Consider the following 23,113-nt stretch of genomic DNA (forward strand, 5'->3'; position numbering starts at 1 on the left):
AAATAAATTTAATATTATTTAAATAATATATTAAAATAAACTTTTTATATTTAATTTTATATGAGTTTTTAAATTTTTACTAATTAAAAATATGAAGTGTAGTTATGTTTTGTCCAGAATGTGGAAGTTCTGATAAAGAAATGATTGGCGACATTTGTATTGACTGTTTTTTAAAAAATTACAAATTTTTAGAAATTCCTCAACATATTAATATTACTATATGTAAACATTGTAATGCTAAGTACTTTAGAGGAAATTGGATTGATGCAGCTATTCCTGAGGAAGAAGTTATCTACAGAACTTTAGAAGACAATATACATGTAGATGAAATGATTGAAAATGAAATCATAGATCTTGAAATTAGACAGATGAGAGGAACAATTGCAGAATGTACTATTGATGCAATAGGTGAATTTAAAGGAAGAGAACTTAGAGAACATTATAATACTGAAGTTCAAATAAAAAATTCAACTTGTCCTAATTGTTCTAAAATAGCTTCAGGATATTATGAAGTAGTAATACAATTAAGAGCTGATGATAGAGAACTCAAACCTGAAGAAAAAGAAATTGCAGATAATATTGTTAATACTGTTCTAAATAAACAATATAAAAAAGATAAATTAGCAGTTCTTCAAGAAAAAGCAAAACTTAAAGAAGGAACTGATTATTATATAGGCTCCTATAAATCAGGAAAAAAAGTAATAAATAGACTTAAAGATCAATTTGGTGGAATAATCAAAGAATCTCCAAGATTAATATCAGAAGATAAGTCTACAGGTAAAAAATTATATAGAATCTGGATTTCAATTAGAATTCCAAAATTCCAATTAGGAGATATTATAAAATATCAGGATAAAACAGGACAAGTAATTGATATTAATGCAGATAAAAGTTTATTTAATGATTTAAAAACAGATAAAACTTTTTCAGCATCATGGGCACATTATGAAGAAGTAAATCTTATTGAAAGAAAAGAAGATTTCCAAAAAACAATGGTTATTTCAAAATCTCCTTCAACACTCCAAATATTAAATCCAGAAACATATTTAGAGTATGATATTGAAATGAAAGACAAATATAAAGATATCAATATTGGAGATGAAATAAATGTTATTAAAATTAATAATGAATTTTATCCATTAGTAAACTAATCAAAATCAACAATAATTATTAGTTAAAATATACAATAAAAAAAATCGTGATTATATGAATACTGAAGAAAAAATCAAATTAATTAAGGAAGGAACTGTTGAAGTAATTGAAGAAGAAGAATTAAAAGAAAAATTAAATAAAGAAAATCCAATTGCTTATACTGGATATGAACCTTCTGGAAAAATCCATTTAGGACATGCAATTACTATAATGAAATTAAAACAATTACAGTCTTTAGGTTTCAAAATCAAAATATTACTTGCAGATTTTCATGCATACCTAAATGGAAAAGGAAGTCTTGAAGAAATTTCAAAAACTGCAGAATATAATAAAAAATGTTTCCAAGCATTAGGTTTAGCTGAAGATACTGAATTTATATTAGGTTCTGAATTTGAAACAAAAGAAGATTATACTAATATTGTATATAAATTAGCTACATTAACTACATTAAAAAGAGCTAGAAGAAGTATGGATATGGTAAGTAGAGATGATGATAATCCTAAAGTAGCAAGTACTATTTATCCTTTAATGCAGACTGCAGATATGGTAGCATTAAATACAGATATTGCATTAGGTGGTCTTGAACAAAGAAAAATACAAATGTTAGCAAGAGAAGAATTACCAAAACTTGGATTTGAAGCACCAGTATGTATACACACACCATTATTACATGGTCTTGATGGTGATGCTAAAATGTCTTCAAGTAAAGGAAATTTCATTGCAGTAGATGATAGTGAAAAAGATATTAAAAATAAAATAAACAAAAGTTACTGTCCTAAAGGAGAAGTTAAAGATAATCCAATGATTGAAATTGCAGAACACTTCGTCTACCCATATCAAGAAAAATTATTAATTGAAAGACCTGAAAAATTTGGTGGAAATCTCGAACTCACTAAAGAAGAACTTATTAAAGTATATAGTGAAGGTAACTTACACCCAATGGACTTAAAAAACGGAATAAGTAATTATATGATTGAATTATTAAGACCTGTAAGAGAATATATGGAAAAAAATTAATAGATTATATTTATTATAAAAATCCAAGAATTAAAAGATTAATAGGGTGATTAAATGGATTATGAAATGAGAATTCCAAATGGTATTGGAGAAGAGATGCTTTCTGAAGCATATGAAAAATTTGATATTGAGTTAAAACAGACAGAGTATGGTCCAAAATTAATTGGATCTATGGAAGAATTAGAAAAAGTTCAAGAATTCTTTAAAAAATCAATTGAAAAAAGACTTAAAGAATTAGAAAACCCTAGAGAAGTATATAATAAAAAACACAATATAAAATAAATTAAAAATTTATATTTAATTTTAATATAAATTATTAATTTTTATCAAAGACAGAATCAACAACTCTTTTTATATCAGATGAAACTTCTTCTAAATTATTATTAGCATTAATTATTTTGAAATTTGATGAATTCCTTGCAAGTGTTAAATATTTTTCTTTAACAGAAGATAAAAACTCTTCATTTTCAAATTCATCAGTTTCTTTGCTTCTACTAACAGCTGTTTTCAAATCCATGTCTAATAAAAGTACTAAATCTGGTTGTTTAGCATACCTATTAATTTCTTTAATCCAATCATAAGGTTCTTGATAAACTAGACTTGAATAAAAAGATCTATCACTAATTATAACTTTATTTTTACATTCTAAATCATTAATTTTTTTCATTAGAATCATCCTATCAGCAGCAAAAAGTAATCCAAAAGTTTTTTGCATTAAATCAGATCTTGCATCTGGATTTTGTAATAATCTTCTTATTAATCTGCCTATATCACTATCTGTTGGTTCTACAAAAAGTTCAACATCATAACCTTTTGAGATTAAATAATCTTTTAATAATTTAGACTGTGTAGATTTACCAGAGCCATCAATTCCTTCAAAAACAATATACATTTTAATCACGATTTTTTAAATAAGTAAATGTTAAAAATTAATTAAAATTTTTAATAAAAGGTTAATTGTACATAATTTAAAATAAATTAAAATCAATATTTAATTATTATACATATTATATAATTTCTAATAAATTATTTTTATCATATTTAATGGAGAAACATTATGAAACTTAAAGAATTATTAGCACCTGCAGGATCAATGGAAGTATTTATAGTAGCTATAAATACTGGAGCAAATGCAGTATATTTATCAGGACACCGTTATGGGGCAAGAGCTTTTGCACATAATTTTACTTCAGAAGAACTTGAAAAAGCAGTAGAATATGCTCATTTAAATGGTGCAACCGTACATGTTACAGTAAATACTCTTATAAATAATTTTGAAATAATTTCAGTATTAAAATATTTACATTATTTATATCGTATTGGTGTTGATGCTGTAATTGTACAAGATTTAGGAGTAGTTAACTTAGCACATAAATTTATTCCAAATCTTGAAATTCATTCTTCAACACAAATGACACTTAGAGATTATGAAAGTATAAAATGGGCATCAAAACAAGGTATGTCACGTGTAATATTACCTCGTGAAATGAGTGTAAAAGAAATTTCAAGAATTTCAAAAAGATTAAAAGAAGATAAAATAAAAATGGACCTAGAAGTATTTGGTCATGGTTCATTATGTTATTGTTTAAGTGGTAAATGTTATATTTCTTCTTTTAACAATGGAAGAAGTGCAAATAGAGGAGCATGTTCCCAACCTTGTCGTAATAAATATAGATTAAGATACAATAACCATACAATAAGTAATGGATGTTTAATCTCAACCCATGACCTTGCTACCTATAATGATCTTAAAAGTATTTCAGATGCAGGAGTTTGTTCTTTAAAAATTGAAGGTCGTCTTAAAAATGCAGATTATGTAGGAACTATTGTACATTCTTATAGAACAATGTTAGATATCCTAGAAAAAAGAGAAAAAATGGAAAAAGAAGGAGATAAATCACCAATAATAATTAATGGGAAACCTGAAAATGAAATTATTGATGAATTAAAATATGATCTTGATCTTGCATTTAATAGATATTATACAAATGGTTATATCTTAAATGATGCACCAGGAGATGTTATGGGAAGAGAAAGTTCATATCATCAAGGAATTTATGTTGGAGTAATAAGTGATATTGATGGAGAATTAATTACTATTGATACAAGTAAAAAACAACATCCAATTAAACTTCAAAATGGTGATGGAATTGGATTTAAATATCATAATAAAATTAAAGGAATATACATAGATAATATCATAAAACAAACTGATAAAGAAATCCAACTTAATACTACAAGAGACATAAGAGTTGGAAGTGAAGTTTATCTAAGTTATTCAAAAGAAGCACATGATAAACTTAAAAAATATACTAAAGAACAAGTAAAACCAAGTTATCCAATATCATTAGATTTAAAAATTAATAAAGATAATTTATTAGAAGCTCATGTAGAATTTAAAGTTCAAGAGGATAATATTGAATTTAATTATACATCTACTGAAAAATTTGAAAAAGCAATCAAAAAACCAATAAGTAGTGAAAAAATAATTAAACAAATGTCAAAAACAGGAAATACTCCATTTTACATTGAAAATATTAATATTGAAGAAATTAAAGATGATTTATTTATTCCAATGGGTAAACTTAATGAAATTCGAAGAGAAATATTAAACAAAGCAACAGAATTAATGCTTGATTATTATATCCCAAATGAAAAAGAAGTTAAAACCATTAAGAAAGAAATTAAAAAATATGGTAAAAATTATAAAGAACGTGGAAAATTTATTGAAGCTACAGAATCTAACTTTGATACAAATTATGAAAAATATATTGGATTAAGTGTTTATGTAGATAATCTTGATTTGTTAAAAGAAGTATGTAAACATCCAATATTAAGAGTATACTACGATCCATCATTTAATTTTAAAGATTCTAAAGATTATTTCAACAATATTAATAAGGAACTCAGTAAAGCATATGAAATAGCTAATGGTGTAGAGCTTGTATGGGTTTTATCATCATTTATATCAGAAAAAGATATTGCTAAGTCAAATGATGTAATTAATAGTCTTAAGAAAAAAGGAATAAATATTTCAGTTATGACTGATTCACCAGGAATAAGTAATATATTTGATTGTCCAGTTTATGGACACCATAATCTAAATATTTGGAATAGTTATAGTGTAGAAACATTATATGAAAGTGGATTTACAGGACTTACAATATCTAATGAATTATCCAAAGATGAAATTAAAGCATTAACTGTAAGAAATGATAAAAATATACCATTAGAATTACTTGTACATGGAAATCTTGAATTAATGACAAGTAAAGATGATTTTACTAAATTAAATGGAGATAAAGAACTTAAATTAAAAAATAATAAAGATTATGTAACTTTAGAAGATAAAAAAAGAAAACTTAAAATCAAAATTAGATTTGATTATAATAATTTCACTCACTTCTTCAATCAAAACTGTTTATGTTTAATAGATGAAATAGATACTCTTAAAAGTATTGGACTTGATACCATTGCCCTTGATTGTAGATTTTCAAGTGAAAAATATGTTTCAAAAATAATATCTTTATATATACAAGCAATAAACAAAGAAGCAGAAGGAGAAACACTTAAAGAAACCATTTCATCAATATCTCAATCACCATTAGACAATGGTAATTTTATTGATGGTAGAAGATTAGAAGATAAAAATTATTAATATAATTTATTAAACTAAAAAATTAAAAAAATTAAGTTAAATAAAATTAGTCTTAAATAATTCAATAAATATAAATAAGTCTTAGATTATAATAGAATTAAAGAGGTGAATAACCATGGTAGATTTAGATAAAGAAACTGAAGAAAAAGTCTTAGCAATTGTTAAACCATACCACAAAGAAAAAGATTATATTTTAAATTATCTTATTACAGATGATAATGTAATTAACATATTTTCTTCTATAAACATTGGTAAAGCAATAACTACAGAAGATTTAACAAAAATAGCAGATATTTTAAACGGTGAATTCATTGGTTTTAAAATAGTAAACCAAGAATATAGATTTGCTTTTAAATTACCTGAATAAATTGAAGAATATAATTTTTCAATTAGATAAAAATTTAAATTTAATATTATTTTTTTTAATTTAACTTATTTTTTAGTAATTTTATTTTTTTAAATAAAATCAACTATGTTGAAACTCTTTATTTTTAATATAAAATTTATTTCTAATTTAAAAATAAATAAACTTTAGAAAATAAAATATCAACAGAACATATTTTAATAAATTAATTTCTTTACAATTATTAAAATTTAATATTTAAAAATTATAAAATAATGAATATAATATTTTAGAGGATAAAAATGAAACTACCAGAATTACTCGCCCCTGTTGGAAATATGAATCATTTAAAACTTGCAGTATACAATGGTGCAAGTTCTATTTATTTAAGTGGAAAAGAATTTGGTGCAAGAAAGTATGCTGAAAATTTTAATATAGATGAAATTGAAAAAGCAGTTAAATTCGCACATTTATATAATGTAAAAGTTTATGTTACTGTTAATATTTTAATAAAAGAATCAGAAATTAAGGAAGTAATTAATTATCTAATAGATTTATATAATATTGGAGTAGATGCAGTTTTAGTTCAAGATATTGGACTTATTAAAATAATTCATGAAATCCTCCCTAATTTTCCAATCCATGCATCAACACAATTAAATATACATAATATTGAAGGTGTTGATTGGGCTAAATCTCAAGGTATTAAAAGAATAGTACTACCTCGTGAGTTAAGAATTGATGAAGTTAAAGAAATAACAGAATATGCACATAAAAATAATATAGAAACTGAAATTTTCGTTCATGGAGCATTATGTTACTCCTATTCTGGGCATTGTCTTTTATCATCATACATTGGAGGAAGAAGTGGTAATAGAGGAACATGTGCACAACCATGTAGACAAAAATATACAGTTTCCTGTGAAAATGGTGAAAATTTAGATGAAAATTTTCTAATAGAATTAAGTAAAAATTACCCATTATCACCTAAAGATCTTTCATTATATAAAGATTTAGACAAAATCCTATTTGTAGATTCATTAAAAATAGAAGGAAGAATGAGAAATGAGGATTATGTTTCTACTGTAGTTCATGCTTATAGACAAGGATTAAATAAACTTAAACATAATAAAAGAAGAAAAGATAATGAAGAATTAAGTCTTGTATTTAATCGCCAATTTACAAGAGGCCATTTATTTGATAACCCTAATAAAATTATAAATTATAAAAAACCATCAAATAATGGATTATATATTGGAAATGTTAAAGAATTTAATGGTAAAAACATAATTAAAATAAATCAATCAAGTCATATTATTCCAGATAAAGGAGATATAATATTAATAGAAGGTAAATCCCTTGAAAATAATTCTAAAGCAAGCTATGGATTTGAATTATCAGTAGATTCAGAAGTCCAAGAGGACACTTTAATTCTTAAAACAATAAGAGAAAACAAAAATATTGATATTAAAATAGATAATGAATCTAAAGTATATATTACTAAAAGAAATAAAATAAGCAACAAAACCAAACAAGCATTAACTGGAAAAAATAAGAGTTATAAAAAATCTATCTTAAATCTTGATTTCAAAATTAATAAAAATAATTATCCAATAATAAAATCTAGATTAAAACTTGGAAATGGTAAAATAATTAAGTACAAATATAAAGCAGAAAATAAATGGGAAGAAGCAAAAAATAAACCAATATCCTCTAAACAAATAGAAAACAATTTAAGAAAAATAGATCATTTACCATTTTACATAGGAAATATTAACATCAATTATCTAGAAAATTTATTTACACCAATAAGTAATCTTAATAAACTTAGAAGAGATTTCTACAATAATTTAGTAAAAGAAATTGAAGAATCATATTTACCTAAAAATATTGATAAAATTAAAGAAAATTCTAAAAAATTTAAGGATAATTATTATAAAGAAAAATTCAACAAAAAAATACCAAATAAAGACTATAAACTTTCAGTATATTTAAATAGCTTAGAACAACTTAAAGAACTTAATAATAAAAAATCAATAAACAGAATATATCTTGAAATTCCTGAAAAAAATATGAATTTTTTATTTAAAAATCATAAAGAAAAATTCAATATAAATTATTGTGTTAACTTCTTAAAAGAAGCATATTCTATTAGCAAAAATCAAAATTATGAATTAATATGGAAATGGCCAGAAATAGCTACAAAAGACACATTAAATGGTCTTTTTAAAACTTATGGAATTCTTTCAAAATTAGGAGTTAATTTAGATATAATGACTAGTATTTTAGGTATAGATGAAATATTAAAAAATCATGAAATAAAAGCATATGGTTCACAGTATTTAAATATTTATAATAGTCAAAGTGTTAAAAATCTTAATAATTTTGATATACTTACAATATCTCCAGAACTTAGTAAAAATGATATTAAAGAACTTTCTGAAAATTCCCAAGATAAATTAGAAATGATTGTTGGTGGAACTCTTGAAGCAATGATTACAAGAAAACCAATACTTCGTAAAAAAGACATTAAAAATATTAAGAAAAAATTAAACATTAAAATAACTAAAGATACTGATTTAAATATATCTATAAAAAATATTAAAAATGAATATTATCCTGTAAAAAGTACTATAAGCCAAGAGTTATTAATTTTATACAATAAAAAATTATCTTTACTTAATAAATTAAATGAATTAAAAGAATTTGGAATTAAAAATTATGCAATTGATTTAAGATGGGAAAATAAATATAATATCAATAACATCATTGATTTATTTAATGAAGGTATAAAAAATAAATTAGATGACAATACTCTTGAAAAATTAAATAATAATCTAGAAAAATATTGGCTTGAAACAAGTAATTTAAATTATAATAAGAAATTATTATAAAATTTAAATACTTAATTTTTCAATTTTTTAAACTTCTTAAATTTAAAAAAAAATTATTTAATTAAAGTTATTTTAGTTTTTTAAATAAAATCATTATAAAAGAAAAAAATTTACTATTTTTAATAAAATCATATTATATTTTAAAATAAATAAACTAATTAAAATTTAATTAAAAATGAAAATAATAATAGATAATAAAGAGATTTTTAAAATAGTTCTATTAAGCCTTTTAAAAAAAAAGTATTAACTTGATTTACAAGTAAACTATTATCTATTTTTAAAAAAATAGGATTCCAAGAAAAACCTTTAAAATATAAAATAGAAAAAATATTATTTAATATTAAGTTTAACAATTGTTAATTTTAATAAATAGAAATAATTCAATTAATTTAAGTAAAAAAAATATATTAAATTTTTCAAAAAATATTAAATGTACATTTTTGTGCACTAAAGTTTTAAATAGTACTTTCAAGTATTATAATATATAGGTATGATATAAAAAATTTTAAGACTTTCATCCCAAACATTAAAATTTTTATTATACCTAAATTTATTCTTATAAATTATTAATCAAGATTATTTAGGTGATATTATTTTAAAAAGAAATATTATAGATGAATTAAGAGATTTAATTGCAGATAAACCAAAAGTAAGTGAAATAAATATTGAATCTCCATTTATCTTATTTAAAAATTTATATTATAATTATAAAGATGCATTTATTTTAGAATCAATGGAAAATGATTCAAAACTTTCAAGATTCTCAATTATTGGTTTTGATCCTATTGCAAAAATAAAAGTACAAGACCATGTTATAACAGTTACAACTGATAGAAAAACTGTTGAATTTAAAAGTGAAAACCCTTTTTTAGAATTAAAAAAACTTATTAATTTTGGATTTGAAGAAAAAAGTTTCTTTGGAGGTCTTTTAGGTTATGTTTCTTATGAATCAATAAAATATATTGAAGATGTACCTACACATAAAAGTTTATACCCTGATTTTGAATTTGGATTATTCTTAGATTGTGTAATTCAAGATAGAATAAATAACACATGTAAATATATTACATTTAATAATGATAGAAAAGAATTAATTGAAAAAATATACACAGAAGTACATAGTAATGGTATTTTAGAATATAAAAAAGAAAAAGATGATTTTACTAAAGAAGAATATATAAACATTGTTAAAAAAGCAAAAAAAGCTATCAACGATGGAGAAATATTCCAAGTTGTTTTATCAAATTCAGAACATTATATTTTAAAAGGTAGTAAATTACCATTATATGAACATTTAAGAAAAATTAATCCTTCACCATATATGTATCATATAAAATTAGGAGATAGAGAAATTATAGGATCTTCACCAGAAATGTTAATGAGACTTGAAGGTAAACATATTGAATCTTACCCAATTGCAGGAACAAGACCAAGGGGTAAAAATCCAGAAGAAGATAAAAAAATCGAAGAAGATTTACTTAATGATAAAAAAGAATGTGCAGAACATTTAATGCTTGTTGATTTATCAAGAAATGATGTAGGAAAAGTATCTGAAATAGGAACTGTTAATGTACCTGAATTATATAGTATTAGAAAATTTTCACATGTACAACATATTGTAAGTCATGTTGAAGGAGAACTTAAAGATAATTTAGATGCAGTAGATGGATTTATGAGTCTTTTCCCAGCAGGAACTTTAAGTGGAGCACCTAAAATAAGGGCTATGAAAATCATTAATGATAATGAAAATTTTGCAAGAGGACCTTATGGTGGTGCAGTAGGTTATTTCTCACTTAATGGAAATGCAGATTTTGCAATAACAATAAGAACATTAACAACCAATGGAGAACTTGCAGAAATTCAGGCAGGTGCAGGAATTGTTTATGATTCTATACCTGAGAATGAATATGAAGAATGTGCAAGAAAAAGACAAGCTATTGTAACTGCCCTTGAAGAATCTGGAGATTTTAAATATTAGGTGATAAAATGATTTTACTTATTGATAATTATGACTCATTTACTTACAATTTATACCAATTATTTGGAAAATTTGAAAATGATATAAAAGTTATAAGAAATGATAAAATTAAAATTAAAGATATTGAGAAATTAAATCCATCACATATTATTATTTCACCAGGACCAGGAAATGCTACAAATAAAAAAGACTTTGGAATATGTAGTGAAGTAATTAAAAAGTTTAAAGAAACTCCAATACTTGGAGTATGTCTTGGACACCAAGGTATCTTTTATACATATGGTGGAGAAATAAAAAAATCAACACCAGTACATGGTAAAAAAGACAGAATAAAACATGACAAATCAGAATTATTTGAAGGAATTCCTGAAGAATTTAATATAATTAGATACCATTCATTAATTTGTGATAATGAAACTATACCTGAAGAATTAAAAGTTACTTCTTATAATAAAGATAATATTATTATGAGTATTGAACACAAAGAATATCCTACTTATGGTATTCAATTCCATCCAGAATCTATTGGTGGACATTATTCTGATATTATTGTTAAAAATTTCTTGAATATGTAAAAAAGGTAATATAATGGACAAAGTAGGAGAAATAATTGAAAATAAGAAAAAAATAATGGTTAAATTAAAAGATAAAAAACCATTAAATGAAATTAAAAAAGAAGCTGAAGATTTCGTTTCAACAAGAGATAAAAAATTTAGATTTCAAGAAAAATTTAATAATATCAAAGGTACAAAACTTATTGCAGAATTTAAACCTGCATCTCCTTCAAAAGGAGATATAAGTTCTGTTAAAGTAGAGGATATAATAAAAATCTATAATGAAAGTCCTGTTGATATGATTTCATGCTTAACTGAGGAATTATATTTTAAGAGTAACTTAAATAATCTTAAAAAAGCAGTTAAAATTACAAATAAACCAATTTTAAGGAAAGACTTTTTTATTGATGAATATATGATTTATGAAGCAGCACTTAATGGTGCAAGTTGTATCTTATTAATTAGTAATTTAGATATAGATATAGAAGAGTATAAAAATATTGCTTCAAATCTTGGCCTTGATTATATAATAGAATGTCACAATAAAGAAGAAATTGAATTTGCCAATGATATAAAAGCACCTATAATTGGAATAAATAATAGAAATCTTGCAGATTTCACAATTGATTTTAATACTACTAAAAATTTAGGAAAACTTGTTGATGGTTATTTAATATCTGAAAGTGGTGTTGAAACAACTAATGATGCTAAAATATTAAAATCATATGGTGCAGATGCACTTTTAATTGGCACTAGTCTCCTTAAAAATAAAAATGATATTGAAACTAAAAATTTTATTAAAGATTTAAATAAAGTTTTAAAAAATTAGGTGTTTGAATTGTCTACAAAAATTAAAATTTGTGGAATGACTGATAAAAATATTGTAAATGAATTATCCAAATTAAATATTGATTATTTAGGTTTCATTAATATTAAACGATCAAAACGTTTTGTTAGTCTTGATAAAATAAATGATTTAACAAAAAACCTTGAAAATAAAAATTTTTTAACTTTAGTAATTGATGATGAAAATCCAGAAGAAATTAACAATAAAATAAATAAAACGAAAATTAAAAATGTTCAATTCCATTCTAATATTACTATAAAGAATATTAAAAAGTTAAAAGAACTTAATAATACAATAAATATTACTATGGTAATTGGTATTAAAAATAAAATTGATTCAGAAGTTAAAAATAATTTAGAGAAATATTCTCAATATGTAGATAATATTTTATTTGATTATATAAAAGATGGACTAACTGGAGGCACTAATACACATATACCTATTGAAACTGCAGTAGAAGCAAGTAAAATTATAAAAAATAAAAACCCAAAAGTTAATGCAATACTTGCAGGTGGATTAAATTATGAATATTTAAAAGAAATTTTTGAATATTTGGATAATTTTGATATGGTTGATGTAAATAGTGGTGTTGAAGATAGTCCCGGAATCAAAAATCTAGGAAAAATTAAAAGAATCGTTGAATTAATTAAAAATTAAAAAATAAAAATTAACTAAATTAATCATAAAATTAAAAATATTAAAGAATAAATTTTAGATAAAAATTAAAATTATTAAAATGGAGTTAAAAATATGAATCACGATGGAAAATTTGGTAAGTATGGGGGAATTTATGTTCCAGAATTATTAATGCCTGCTATTGAAGAATTAGAAGAAGCTTTCTACAAATATAAAGATAATCCTAAATTTAACTCAGAATTAAATAAATATTTAAAAGAATTTGCAGGTAGACCAACAGGATTATATTATGCTGGGAATTTATCTGAAAAATTAGGTTGTAAAATTTATCTTAAAAGAGAAGATATGTTACATACAGGAGCACATAAAATTAATAATGCTATAGGACAAGGATTACTTGCAAAATATATGGGTAAAACAAGACTTATTGCAGAAACTGGAGCTGGACAACATGGTATTGCAACTTCAGTTATTGGTGCAAAATTAGGTTTAGATGTTGATATTTATATGGGTTCAAAAGATGTTGAAAGACAAAAAATGAATGTATTTAGAATGGAATTATCTGGAGCAAAAGTAATTCCAGTAGATGCAGGAAGTTGTACACTTAAAGATTCAATTAATGAAGCATTTAGAGATTGGATTTCAAATGTTGATACAACCCATTATCTTATAGGTACAACAATGGGTCCACACCCATATCCAACAATGGTTAAATATTTCCAAAGTGTTATTGGAAAAGAAGCAAGGAAACAAATATTAGAAATTGAAGGTAAACTTCCAGACACTGTTATTGCATGTGTTGGTGGTGGAAGTAATGCAATGGGGATATTTTCAGGATTTGTAAATGATAAAGATGTTGATTTAATAGGAGTTGAAGGCGGAGGAAAAGGTGCAAATACTGATGAAAATGCTGCAACCATTGAAAATGGTAGTGATGGAATATTACATGGTGCATTATCTAAAGTTCTCCAAACTGATGAAGGACAAATTGAAGAAGCAAGTTGTGTATCAGCAGGACTTGATTATCCTGGTGTAGGACCAGAACATGCATATTTAGATAGTATTAACCGTGCAGAATATGTATCTGTTAATAATGAAGAAGCACTTAATGGATTTAAAACATTATGTGAAGTCGAAGGAGTTATTCCTGCACTTGAAAGTGCACATGCTATTGCATATGCAATTAAATATGCTAAAAAAGAAGAAAATAAAGGTAAAACAATTATTGTCAATCTTTCAGGAAGAGGGGACAAAGATATGAATATTGTTGCTAAAGAATTAGGAGTAGAAATATAATTAAACAATTAAGAAGGTTAATAAAATGAATATGAAAACATATAAACAAACATTTGAAGAAGCAGAATCTAAAAATGAAGGAATATTTATACCATTCTTAGTTGTAGGGGATCCAGATTATGAAACTTCCATAGAAATTGCTAAAACAATGGTAGATAATGGAGCAGATGCATTAGAAATTGGATTTCCATTTAGTGACCCTGTAGCAGATGGCAAAACTGTTCAAAATGCAGATATTAGATCATTTAAATCTGGAACAACCATTGAAAAATGTTTTAAATTTCTTGAAGAATTAAGAGAATATACTGATAAACCATTTGGTTTACTTCTTTATTATAATATTATTTATAAATATGGAATTGATGCATTCTATGAAAGATTAAGTAAACTTGGAGTAAACGCAGTACTTGTAGCAGATTTACCTCCAGAAGAATCAGAATATGTACGTAAAGCTTCTAAAGAATATGGTGTGGAAGAAATATTTATTGCAGCACCAAGTACAACAACTGAAAGATTAAAATTAATTGCAGATTATGCAAGTGGATTTATATATACTGTATCTGTTATGGGAATTACAGGTGCAAGAGATAAAGTAGAACACAATACAACAGATATGATTAAAAGAATGAGAAAACACACAGATATGCCTTTATGTGTTGGATTTGGTATTTCTAAACCAGAACATGTTAAAGAAGTAATAAATTCTGGTGCTAATGGTGCAATTGTAGGTAGTGCTATTATAAACATTATTGCTGATAATTTAGACAATAAAGAAAAAATGTTAAATGATATTAAAGAATATGTTAGTTCTATGAAATTAGCTACTAAAAAAGATGATGTTAAATGATTACTGAAATATTTGATGAATTAATAGACAAACAAAGAGATTTAACTGAAGAAGAAGCTTATGCTTGTATGGATGATATGATTAATGAAACATGTAATGATAATATCATAGCAGCATTTTTAATTGCACTTAGAATTAAAGGTGAAACCATACCTGAAATTACAGGATTTGCAAAATCTATGAGAGATCATGGAAAACATGTTGATTACAAACCTAAAGGTTATATGTTAGATGCATGTGGTACTGGTGGAGATACTTTTAAAACATTTAATGTAAGTACTGCAGCATCAATCATTGCAAGTAGTGGTGGAGCAGAAATTTCAAAACATGGAAATCGTAGTGTTAGTAGTAAATGTGGAGGAGCAGATGTACTTGAAGCATTAGGTGTAAACATTAGTGCTGGACCAAAAGTTAATGAAAACTCATTAGAACATTGTAATTATGGATTTTTATTTGCTCCAATATACCATCCTGCTACAAAAAATGTAATGGGAATAAGAAAAAGTTTAAACACACGTACTGTCTTTAATCTTCTTGGACCATTAACTTGTCCATCAAATTTAAATGCACAAATGATGGGAATATATAATCCCAATCTTATTGAAGATATTGCTAAAGTATTAGTAAATTTAGGAAGAGAACGTGCAATGATTGTACATGGATTTGATCAAAATGGAAATCCTGCTATGGATGAGATTTCAATAATTGGAAAAACAAAAGTAGCATTCATAGATCATGAAAAAATTGAGATTAAATACATAAGTCCAGAAAATTTTGGATGCAAAAAAGTTAATCCAGAATATATAAAAGCACCTAACACTTTAGAAGAACATGTAGAAATTATTAAAAACATATTAAATAATAAACAAGATACTAAAGAAGATAAAGCTAAATTAGATTTAGCATTAATAAATTCTTCAGCTATGTTATATGTTGCAGATAAAGTTAAAAATCTTAAAGAAGGTGTAGAACTTTCTAAAGAATTAGTAGCAAATGGAAAAGCAAAAGAACAATTAAATAAAATAATCAAATATAGTAATGAAAAAATATAATTACTATATTAAATTTTTTTAATTTCATAAAAAAATCTAATAAACAACTACTTTTCAAATATTTATAAATAAACTTTATTTAAATCTTTATAATTTTTTTAAACTTAATTTTAAAAAATAAAACTTTAAAAACATAGATATTTAAATATTTAATTTAAGAATGATTTTACCAATTAAATATTAAATAAAAAACTATTTAAAAATATAAATAGATACTAATTTTATGACAAGATATTCAATGTTTATGTGTGATAATTGCAATTTCATATTTGAGAATAAAGATGTTGTATTTTATATAAATGATGATTTAAATGAAATGACTGAAGAAGCATTAGGTATATTATCTTCAAGAGCTATGACTGCTTCCAAGATTTCTGGATTTATACATACATGGTATTGTATTCATTGTAAAGATTTTGTAGATGAATATGATATTGTTTCAAATAAAACTAAATTAAGTATAAGAGAAGTAGAAAAACTTATTATGAAATTATCAAAACATGATAAAATAATATTCACTACAAATTTAAAAAGTATTTATCATAGAAACTGTCCAGAATGTGGAAGAGAAATAGATGCAGTATGGAATTTTGATAAATGTCCCCAATGTGAAAAAGGAAATCTTAAATTAATAAATGAATATAATTTAGATTAAAAAACAAAAGGAATATAATTATAATAGAGAAAATATAAAAAATTATTCAAATTTTTTTAATATTTCCCCATAAACTTCTTTTAGACATCCATTAGAATTTTCATATATCCTTTTTAAAATTAATTCAGGAGTACTTCTAGCAAGATAATTCATTTTGGGAGTTCTATCTACAATTAATTCATAATTCTCATCAAGACCTTTTGCTTCAATACCATCTACACGTATATCTGTATAATTTATTAATTCTTTAGCCATATGAGTAACAATAACAGCAAAAGAATCTGTTTTTTTAATAAGATCTATAAAACTTGAAATAATTTTTACAGATGCATCAAGTTCTGTAATTCCTTCAAGCTCATCAAGTAGAACAAGCTTTTTGGAATCTGTAGTAACAATTGGAATAAAAACCCTTAAAAATGATTCAAATGCTCCTGCATCTAATGATCTTTTCTTAGAAAAATGATACAATTCATCAAAAATAGGTACTTCTGCATGATTACAAGCAACTGGAAGTCCCATTTGAGTCATTATAGAAACTTGAGAAATGGTTTCTAATAATGTAGTTTTACCTCCACTATTTGCACCAGTCAATAGTGCAATATTATCATCTTCTGTAAGTTCATAGTTTATTCTTTGTACTTTATTAGAATCTTTTAATGCAAGATTTAAATGAATAGCACCCTCAAGTTTAAAATCATTAGAAATATAAGGTCTATGTAAATCATATTCATAAGCAAAACTTCCAAGAGTAAACATATAATCAAATTTAATAATTTCCATAACTTCATCATAAGCTTTATCTTTAATACTTGAAAGATATTTTGCTACTTTAATTTTCATATCAAAAAGATTATTTTCAACTTTTGAATTTAAATCTTGTTTAATACGACAAACTTCATTATCATCAATTTCTAAAGGATATCTTTCAAGAAATGGATTGAATTTAATAGAAGTTTTTTTATAAACCATTTCACTTAATTCATTTAAAATATTATTAAATATTTTATCAAGTTTAGATGGCATCTCATGATTTAATAAGTCAAGAATTTCATCTCCTTCAAGATCAACTTTTTTTATTTCATTTTTAAGTCTATCATCACCATAAGATTTAACTTTTGATAATATTTCATCAAAGTCGATGTTTTCTTTTTCAACTAAATTAATACTATCTAATATTGAATCAATATCATTAAGAACTGTTTCTTTGTTTAAGATTTTCCTAATTTGGGAAACTTGACTAAAAAGAAATCTATTTTTATTAAAATAACCAATAATTTTATCTGGAATAATCTCATTAATAGATGATTCTTTACTAATCATTATAAGATTATTTAACTCACCGAAGTCTAATGTACCATTAGAATAAATATAAAATATTAATTCATAATTATGTAATTCTTCAGCAAATTCTGGAGAGTTAACTGCAGTTACAATTGGATAATATTGATTTAAACCTAATTCTGTAAGATATTGATTATCTTCTTCTGATTCAACAACAATTAATTTACTTGAATCATAAGTCAATTCAAATTCCTTAGGCTCAGTTAAATTTTTCATTAAACCTCTAAGTTTTATTATAGGTAAATCAGAAACTACTTTTTTAGCATCCGTAACAAAATTTAATCTATTATTAATTTCTTCCTCATCTTTTAAAGGTGAAATTAAAAGAATTCTATTTTTAGAATAATCTGTATTTGAATAAGACAAAATTTTTTCAATGATTTCATCATATAATTGAAATGCTTTTTCATTTTTTAAAAAATTTTGTTTAGGATTTCCAAGTAATTCATTCATTATTTCAATTGCTTTTCTTTGAGAAATTCCATCAATAGATATTAAATTTTCTAGTTCCAAATTATCAACAATTCTTTTAAGATTATCTTCACCACCTACTTCTTTTAAAATTTTCGAAGATAATTTATTACCTACACCTTTAATACTCTGTAACTGTAAAGAATTATTTTCATTTTTTACATTAGACATAATACCAAACCTAATTGTTAAATTAATTTTTTAATAAAATTAATAGATATTTTATTTAAGAAATATAAATAAATTTTAGAAAGAGCATTTGAAAACTAATATTATAATTAAATAAAATGAAAATATTAAATCCTTAAAAATATGAGCAAATAAGTTAAAAATTAACTATACACTGTTAATTTCTAATAAATAGAACATAAATAAAAAATTTATAAAAATAAGTATTTTTAAATAAAATAATTTAACATTAAAAAGAAATTAAAATAAAAGATTAAAATTAAAAGCCAATAATTAAAATAAAATAGGAAAATTATTAAAAACAAATATATTAAAATTAAAATGAATTTTTTATTAAACAAGTAATATACAATAAATAGAATAGAAAAATAATAAATTTAAATAAGATAAAATAAAAAGTATTAAATTGTAATAAAAAAGTAGGATTTTATAAAATGAAAAAAAGTCATACGCTTATTATTATAATAATAATTATATGTTGTATACTTGGTGCAATTTCATATATTATAACAGATGAAACTATTATATCAGATTATGATTTACAAGAACATAATTCATCAACTGTTTTAGACAAATTGTACCATAAAATCAATAATAAACTTTATCCTGATAAAAGTATTATAGGACATAATGAAAATGGTACAGTACATAAATATTATTATGGTAATCAATCATCAAATAAAACTATTGTAGTTATTCTTGGTGTACATGACTTAGAAAGTGGAATACATAATGCTACAAATGAAACTCTTAGTAATTTAACTAAAGAAAACAAACTTTCTAAGAAATATGTAGTTTATTTTGTGAAAATAAACCATAACCAGAAAAAATATAATGTAAGTGAATATAATACAAATAGGCATATGGGAGAAATGCTTGCAAATAGATTTATTGTAAATGATGTAGAACAATATAATCCTCAATTAGTTATGGATGTTCATGAAATGGAAGTTTATTATGATAGAACAACATTTATGTTACCAATAACTGAAGATTCAAAAGGAGAGCAAGATGCACAAAAACTTGCAAATTCTATTGGTGTTGTAAAACAATCTACATATAGTGCAGGAACAAGTCCTCAATATGTAACAGAACCTATTGCAAACAAAAACATTGAAACAATGTTATTTGAAGTAAATCAAGGATATTCACAAGAGAAAAAAAATGATTATGCTTTAAAACTTATACAAGCATTAGATAATTTTAATTGACTTAAAATAAGTCAATTATACTTATTTATTTTTAATTTTAAATATTTACTTAAGAAATAAAAAACACTAATTTACACCCCAACACAAAAACATACAGCTAATAAATAATTAAAAAACACTAATTTTACATCTTATTTTATAAAAATTAATATAAATTAATATGATTTAATTTTAATAAATGTATTCAAGAATAATATAAAATTCAAATATATACTTTTTTAGACAAAAAATAATTTTAGAAGAAATAATAAAAAAATAACTTAATAAAAACATCTAATAAACCTAAAAAGAAACAAAAATAAAAAGAAAATGAAAAACTGAAAATTAAATTAAACATTTATTATTTATAATAGAAATAATAAATTATTTTATAATGAAAATTAGGAATTCAAATAATAAAAAAATTTTTGGAAGATTTAATGAAATCCTCAAAATTTTTAGAAAATATGGATTTAGTTATCTTTTAGGACAAACAACAATAAAAAGATATAACCCATTTCGCTCTTCAGATTTTGATGATGTAAAAAAAGCATTAGATACTGATTTACCAAGACGTTTAAGATTAATGTTTCAAGAACTTGGTACTACTTACATAAAATTAGGCCAATTATTAAGTACAAGGCCAGATATTGTAGGAAGAAGAATTGCTAATGAATTATCAAAATTACAAGATAATAATCCAAGTGTAGGTTATGATGAAATCCAAAACACTATTGAAACAGAATTACATGAATCCATACCTAATTTATACAAAAGTTTTTCTAAAAAACCAATTGCAACAGCATCAATAGGACAAGTCCATGAAGGAATATTACCAACTGGAGAAAAAGTAGCAATTAAAATACAGAAAGCAGATATTGAAGAAACCATTGATACTGATTTAACTATAATGAAATTCATTGCTGAAAAAGCAGATAAATATATTAATTCTTTAAAAATTTATAATTTACCAGGTATTATTGATGAATTTGAAAGATCTATAAAAAAAGAGATAGATTATAATCAAGAATTAATGAATATGAAACATTTAGCATATGATTTTAAAAATGATAACACCATACATATTCCAAAAGTTTATCCAGAATATTGTTCTAAAAAAGTAATTACTATGGAATATATTGATGGAGTTAAATTAGCAGATGTATTTAATAGTGATGATCCTAAATTTGATAAAAAAATCATTGCAGATAGAGGAGTAAAAGCATATTTTCAACAAATATTTATTAATGGATTCTTCCATGCTGATCCTCATCCAGGTAATATTTTTATTCTTGATAACAATGTAGTATGTTTCATAGATGAAGGAATGATGGGTCTTCTTGATAGGGAATTTAAAGAAAACCTTGCAGAATTAATGATATTATTTACAGATAATAATGTAGACAATTTAATAGATCAATTAATGTACATGGAAATTCTTACTGAAAAGGTAGATATTAAAAGTTTAAAAAGAGACTTAAATGATATGTTCAGTAGATATTATGGTGCAGAATTAGGTCAAGTTAAAGGTGCAATGAATGATTTAATAAATTTAATGACAAAATATCAAGTAAAACTTCCAAATGAATTTGTTTTAATGGCACGTGGAATTGCAATGGTAGAAGATATTGGTCAAAACTTAGATCCAAGTTTTGATGTAGTTCCTATATTACAACCAATTGCAAGAAAAATTATAACTAAAAAATATAGTCCTAAAAAAATCGCATCTTCAATTAAAACTAGTATGTTTGGTATAGAACATATGATTAAAATATTACCTAAAAGAATTAATAAAATATTTTATAAAGTTGAAGAAGGAGAAATTAAGATAAATTTAGAATTAGAAAATCTTAATAGAATAACAAATAAAATATCTTTAGCTTTAATTATTTCAGCATTACTTATTGGATCATCATATGTAATGAGTATTGATAAAGGACCAATGATAGAAGATATGCCAATACTTGGATTTGTTGGATTTGTAATAAGTTTAATATTAGGTGTATTTACTGTGCTTAAATATATGGGAAATGATTAAACTCTTTTTTTAATATTTTTTAATAAATCAAAGAACATTAATTAATTTATTATAAAATAAATAAAAAACCAAACAAATTACTATAAATAAACTATTTTTAAAAAACAAATATTTAAACCATACAAAACTATTTTATTTAAAAATTTAACTCTTTTTTAAAAAAATATTCAAAATAAAAAGTTTAAAAAATAAAAATTATTATAAAAAAGAATAATACCATTGTAAAAAAAAGAATATAAAAAATTTTGCCCGTAAACTAACTCTTATGCTTCACAGGTAGTTTACCCTTCCCTCCACGAGTAACCCTCAGAAACGGGCAGCCTATCTAATGCTGGGTTGCTTTTAATCATAGACAGTATAAACTTCCCTCTTAAAAGGACCTAAGGCATCAGTCATTTTAATAATCTTAATCAGCAATGGAAAAATAATTTCCAAAATTAAAAAAATGATACGACAATATAAATTTTCTTAAAAATTGTATATATAATTAATGGAAACAATAAAAAATAAAATAAAATCTGTTAAAGATTAAATTCCATTAAAAACTTAACTTATTTTAATTAATTAAAAAAATTAAGAAACTACTTAAAACACAAATACAAAAAAATAAGAAAAGAAAAAAACACAAAAAACAATATAACAACGTTATACAAAACAAGATAAAAAAAAGGCTAGCAGCGAAATGAAACTCCCATAGATACCTCCATAGTACTAAACAAAACGTAACAGACTTCACTTCTGGGATCGAAACGAGACCAGGTATAACCCCATCACTATGACCGCTAAACCTACAAACATAAACACGAACAATAACAATAAATAACAAAAAAAAGGAATCACAAAAAAAACAACAATCAAAACAAAAAAACAATAAATAACAATAAATAACAATCAATATTGATAATAATGATAATAAAAAACTACACACTTTCACCCAATACTGAAAACACTTAAC

At 23.5% G+C, this 23,113-nt stretch carries 18 protein-coding genes and 1 rRNA gene; 16 read left to right on the forward strand and 3 right to left on the reverse strand.

The annotated features are described in order from the left end of the window. The first annotated feature begins 104 nt into the window (after positions 1 to 104). The 3 genes from T523_RS06510 to T523_RS06520 are packed head-to-tail and all read left to right on the forward strand — an operon-like array spanning position 105 to position 2,451. Complete coding sequence (locus T523_RS06510; protein ID WP_042708123.1) at positions 105 to 1,151, forward strand: 60S ribosomal export protein NMD3; 1,047 nt, start codon at positions 105 to 107, stop codon at positions 1,149 to 1,151. Positions 1,152 to 1,206: 55 nt separating this feature from the next. Further along, positions 1,207 to 2,169: a tyrosine--tRNA ligase gene (locus T523_RS06515; protein WP_042708124.1), complete on the forward strand. Its 963-nt coding sequence runs from the start codon at positions 1,207 to 1,209 to the stop codon at positions 2,167 to 2,169. A gap of 54 nt (positions 2,170 to 2,223) precedes the next feature. Next, positions 2,224 to 2,451, forward strand: a complete 228-nt coding sequence (locus T523_RS06520) for a hypothetical protein (RefSeq protein ID WP_042708125.1) — start codon at positions 2,224 to 2,226, stop codon at positions 2,449 to 2,451. Between the two features lie 34 nt (positions 2,452 to 2,485). On the opposite strand, the gene tmk is transcribed toward T523_RS06520, so the two are convergent. After that, complete coding sequence (gene tmk, locus T523_RS06525) at positions 2,486 to 3,061, reverse strand: dTMP kinase (protein WP_042708126.1); 576 nt, start codon at positions 3,059 to 3,061, stop codon at positions 2,486 to 2,488. 165 nt (positions 3,062 to 3,226) lie between these two features. Here tmk and T523_RS06530 point away from each other — a divergent pair, with 165 nt between their 5' ends. The 11 genes from T523_RS06530 to T523_RS06580 all read left to right on the forward strand — a co-directional run bounded on the left by T523_RS06530 (position 3,227) and on the right by T523_RS06580 (position 16,929). After that, on the forward strand, positions 3,227 to 5,827 hold the full coding sequence (locus tag T523_RS06530; RefSeq protein ID WP_042708127.1) for a U32 family peptidase: 2,601 nt from the start codon (positions 3,227 to 3,229) through the stop codon (positions 5,825 to 5,827). A 115-nt stretch (positions 5,828 to 5,942) separates the two neighbouring features. Further along, a complete protein-coding gene (locus T523_RS06535) occupies positions 5,943 to 6,194 on the forward strand; it encodes a hypothetical protein (RefSeq protein ID WP_042708128.1) in 252 nt (83 codons plus the stop codon). A gap of 278 nt (positions 6,195 to 6,472) precedes the next feature. Beyond that, a complete protein-coding gene (locus T523_RS06540; protein WP_052334668.1) occupies positions 6,473 to 9,064 on the forward strand; it encodes a peptidase U32 family protein in 2,592 nt (863 codons plus the stop codon). Positions 9,065 to 9,743: 679 nt separating this feature from the next. Then, a complete protein-coding gene (locus tag T523_RS06545) occupies positions 9,744 to 11,042 on the forward strand; it encodes an anthranilate synthase component I family protein (protein WP_394296275.1) in 1,299 nt (432 codons plus the stop codon). An 8-nt stretch (positions 11,043 to 11,050) separates the two neighbouring features. Next, positions 11,051 to 11,617 (forward strand): anthranilate synthase component II, encoded by a 567-nt coding sequence (locus T523_RS06550; RefSeq protein WP_042708130.1) that lies wholly within the window; start codon positions 11,051 to 11,053, stop codon positions 11,615 to 11,617. 13 nt (positions 11,618 to 11,630) lie between these two features. Next, positions 11,631 to 12,425, forward strand: a complete 795-nt coding sequence (locus T523_RS06555; RefSeq protein ID WP_042708131.1) for an indole-3-glycerol phosphate synthase TrpC — start codon at positions 11,631 to 11,633, stop codon at positions 12,423 to 12,425. Positions 12,426 to 12,434: 9 nt separating this feature from the next. Continuing rightward, positions 12,435 to 13,100 (forward strand): phosphoribosylanthranilate isomerase, encoded by a 666-nt coding sequence (locus tag T523_RS06560; protein WP_042708132.1) that lies wholly within the window; start codon positions 12,435 to 12,437, stop codon positions 13,098 to 13,100. A gap of 93 nt (positions 13,101 to 13,193) precedes the next feature. Next, complete coding sequence (trpB, locus tag T523_RS06565; protein ID WP_042708133.1) at positions 13,194 to 14,375, forward strand: tryptophan synthase subunit beta; 1,182 nt, start codon at positions 13,194 to 13,196, stop codon at positions 14,373 to 14,375. Between the two features lie 25 nt (positions 14,376 to 14,400). Beyond that, positions 14,401 to 15,222 carry a tryptophan synthase subunit alpha gene (trpA, locus tag T523_RS06570; RefSeq protein WP_042708134.1) on the forward strand — a complete coding sequence of 274 codons (822 nt, stop codon included), beginning with the start codon at positions 14,401 to 14,403 and terminating at the stop codon, positions 15,220 to 15,222. Next, positions 15,219 to 16,274, forward strand: coding sequence for an anthranilate phosphoribosyltransferase (gene trpD / locus T523_RS06575; protein ID WP_042708135.1), 1,056 nt, complete (start codon positions 15,219 to 15,221; stop codon positions 16,272 to 16,274). Before trpA ends, trpD begins: the two co-directional genes overlap by 4 nt. 223 nt (positions 16,275 to 16,497) lie before the next feature. After that, a complete protein-coding gene (locus tag T523_RS06580; protein WP_156929608.1) occupies positions 16,498 to 16,929 on the forward strand; it encodes a hypothetical protein in 432 nt (143 codons plus the stop codon). A 42-nt stretch (positions 16,930 to 16,971) separates the two neighbouring features. On the opposite strand, the gene T523_RS06585 is transcribed toward T523_RS06580, so the two are convergent. Continuing rightward, positions 16,972 to 18,912 carry a MutS-related protein gene (locus T523_RS06585; RefSeq protein WP_042708137.1) on the reverse strand — a complete coding sequence of 647 codons (1,941 nt, stop codon included), beginning with the start codon at positions 18,910 to 18,912 and terminating at the stop codon, positions 16,972 to 16,974. 452 nt (positions 18,913 to 19,364) lie between these two features. On the opposite strand from T523_RS06585, the gene T523_RS06590 reads away from it, so the two are divergent. After that, positions 19,365 to 20,141, forward strand: coding sequence for a hypothetical protein (locus tag T523_RS06590; protein WP_042708138.1), 777 nt, complete (start codon positions 19,365 to 19,367; stop codon positions 20,139 to 20,141). A gap of 373 nt (positions 20,142 to 20,514) precedes the next feature. Continuing rightward, the gene (locus tag T523_RS06595) at positions 20,515 to 22,158 is read left to right on the forward strand and encodes an ABC1 kinase family protein (protein WP_042708139.1); all 1,644 of its coding nucleotides are present in this window, start codon (positions 20,515 to 20,517) and stop codon (positions 22,156 to 22,158) included. 669 nt (positions 22,159 to 22,827) lie between these two features. Here the strand turns inward: T523_RS06595 and rrf are convergent. Further along, positions 22,828 to 22,945 (reverse strand): 5S ribosomal RNA (rrf, locus tag T523_RS06600). Positions 22,946 to 23,113 lie beyond the last annotated feature (168 nt).

The sequence above is a fragment of the Methanobrevibacter wolinii SH genome (assembly GCF_000621965.1).
GTDB lineage: Archaea > Methanobacteriota > Methanobacteria > Methanobacteriales > Methanobacteriaceae > Methanarmilla > Methanarmilla wolinii.

Coding starts and splice junctions, on each gene's coding strand:
- T523_RS06510 (WP_042708123.1), top strand. CDS start 105: ATGTTTTGTCCAGAATGTGGAAGTTCTGATAAAGAAATGATTGGCGAC.
- T523_RS06515 (WP_042708124.1), top strand. CDS start 1,207: ATGAATACTGAAGAAAAAATCAAATTAATTAAGGAAGGAACTGTTGAA.
- T523_RS06520 (WP_042708125.1), top strand. CDS start 2,224: ATGGATTATGAAATGAGAATTCCAAATGGTATTGGAGAAGAGATGCTT.
- tmk (WP_042708126.1), bottom strand. CDS start 3,061: ATGTATATTGTTTTTGAAGGAATTGATGGCTCTGGTAAATCTACACAG.
- T523_RS06530 (WP_042708127.1), top strand. CDS start 3,227: ATGAAACTTAAAGAATTATTAGCACCTGCAGGATCAATGGAAGTATTT.
- T523_RS06535 (WP_042708128.1), top strand. CDS start 5,943: ATGGTAGATTTAGATAAAGAAACTGAAGAAAAAGTCTTAGCAATTGTT.
- T523_RS06540 (WP_052334668.1), top strand. CDS start 6,473: ATGAAACTACCAGAATTACTCGCCCCTGTTGGAAATATGAATCATTTA.
- T523_RS06550 (WP_042708130.1), top strand. CDS start 11,051: ATGATTTTACTTATTGATAATTATGACTCATTTACTTACAATTTATAC.
- T523_RS06555 (WP_042708131.1), top strand. CDS start 11,631: ATGGACAAAGTAGGAGAAATAATTGAAAATAAGAAAAAAATAATGGTT.
- trpB (WP_042708133.1), top strand. CDS start 13,194: ATGAATCACGATGGAAAATTTGGTAAGTATGGGGGAATTTATGTTCCA.
- trpA (WP_042708134.1), top strand. CDS start 14,401: ATGAATATGAAAACATATAAACAAACATTTGAAGAAGCAGAATCTAAA.
- trpD (WP_042708135.1), top strand. CDS start 15,219: ATGATTACTGAAATATTTGATGAATTAATAGACAAACAAAGAGATTTA.
- T523_RS06580 (WP_156929608.1), top strand. CDS start 16,498: ATGACAAGATATTCAATGTTTATGTGTGATAATTGCAATTTCATATTT.
- T523_RS06585 (WP_042708137.1), bottom strand. CDS start 18,912: ATGTCTAATGTAAAAAATGAAAATAATTCTTTACAGTTACAGAGTATT.
- T523_RS06590 (WP_042708138.1), top strand. CDS start 19,365: ATGAAAAAAAGTCATACGCTTATTATTATAATAATAATTATATGTTGT.
- T523_RS06595 (WP_042708139.1), top strand. CDS start 20,515: ATGAAAATTAGGAATTCAAATAATAAAAAAATTTTTGGAAGATTTAAT.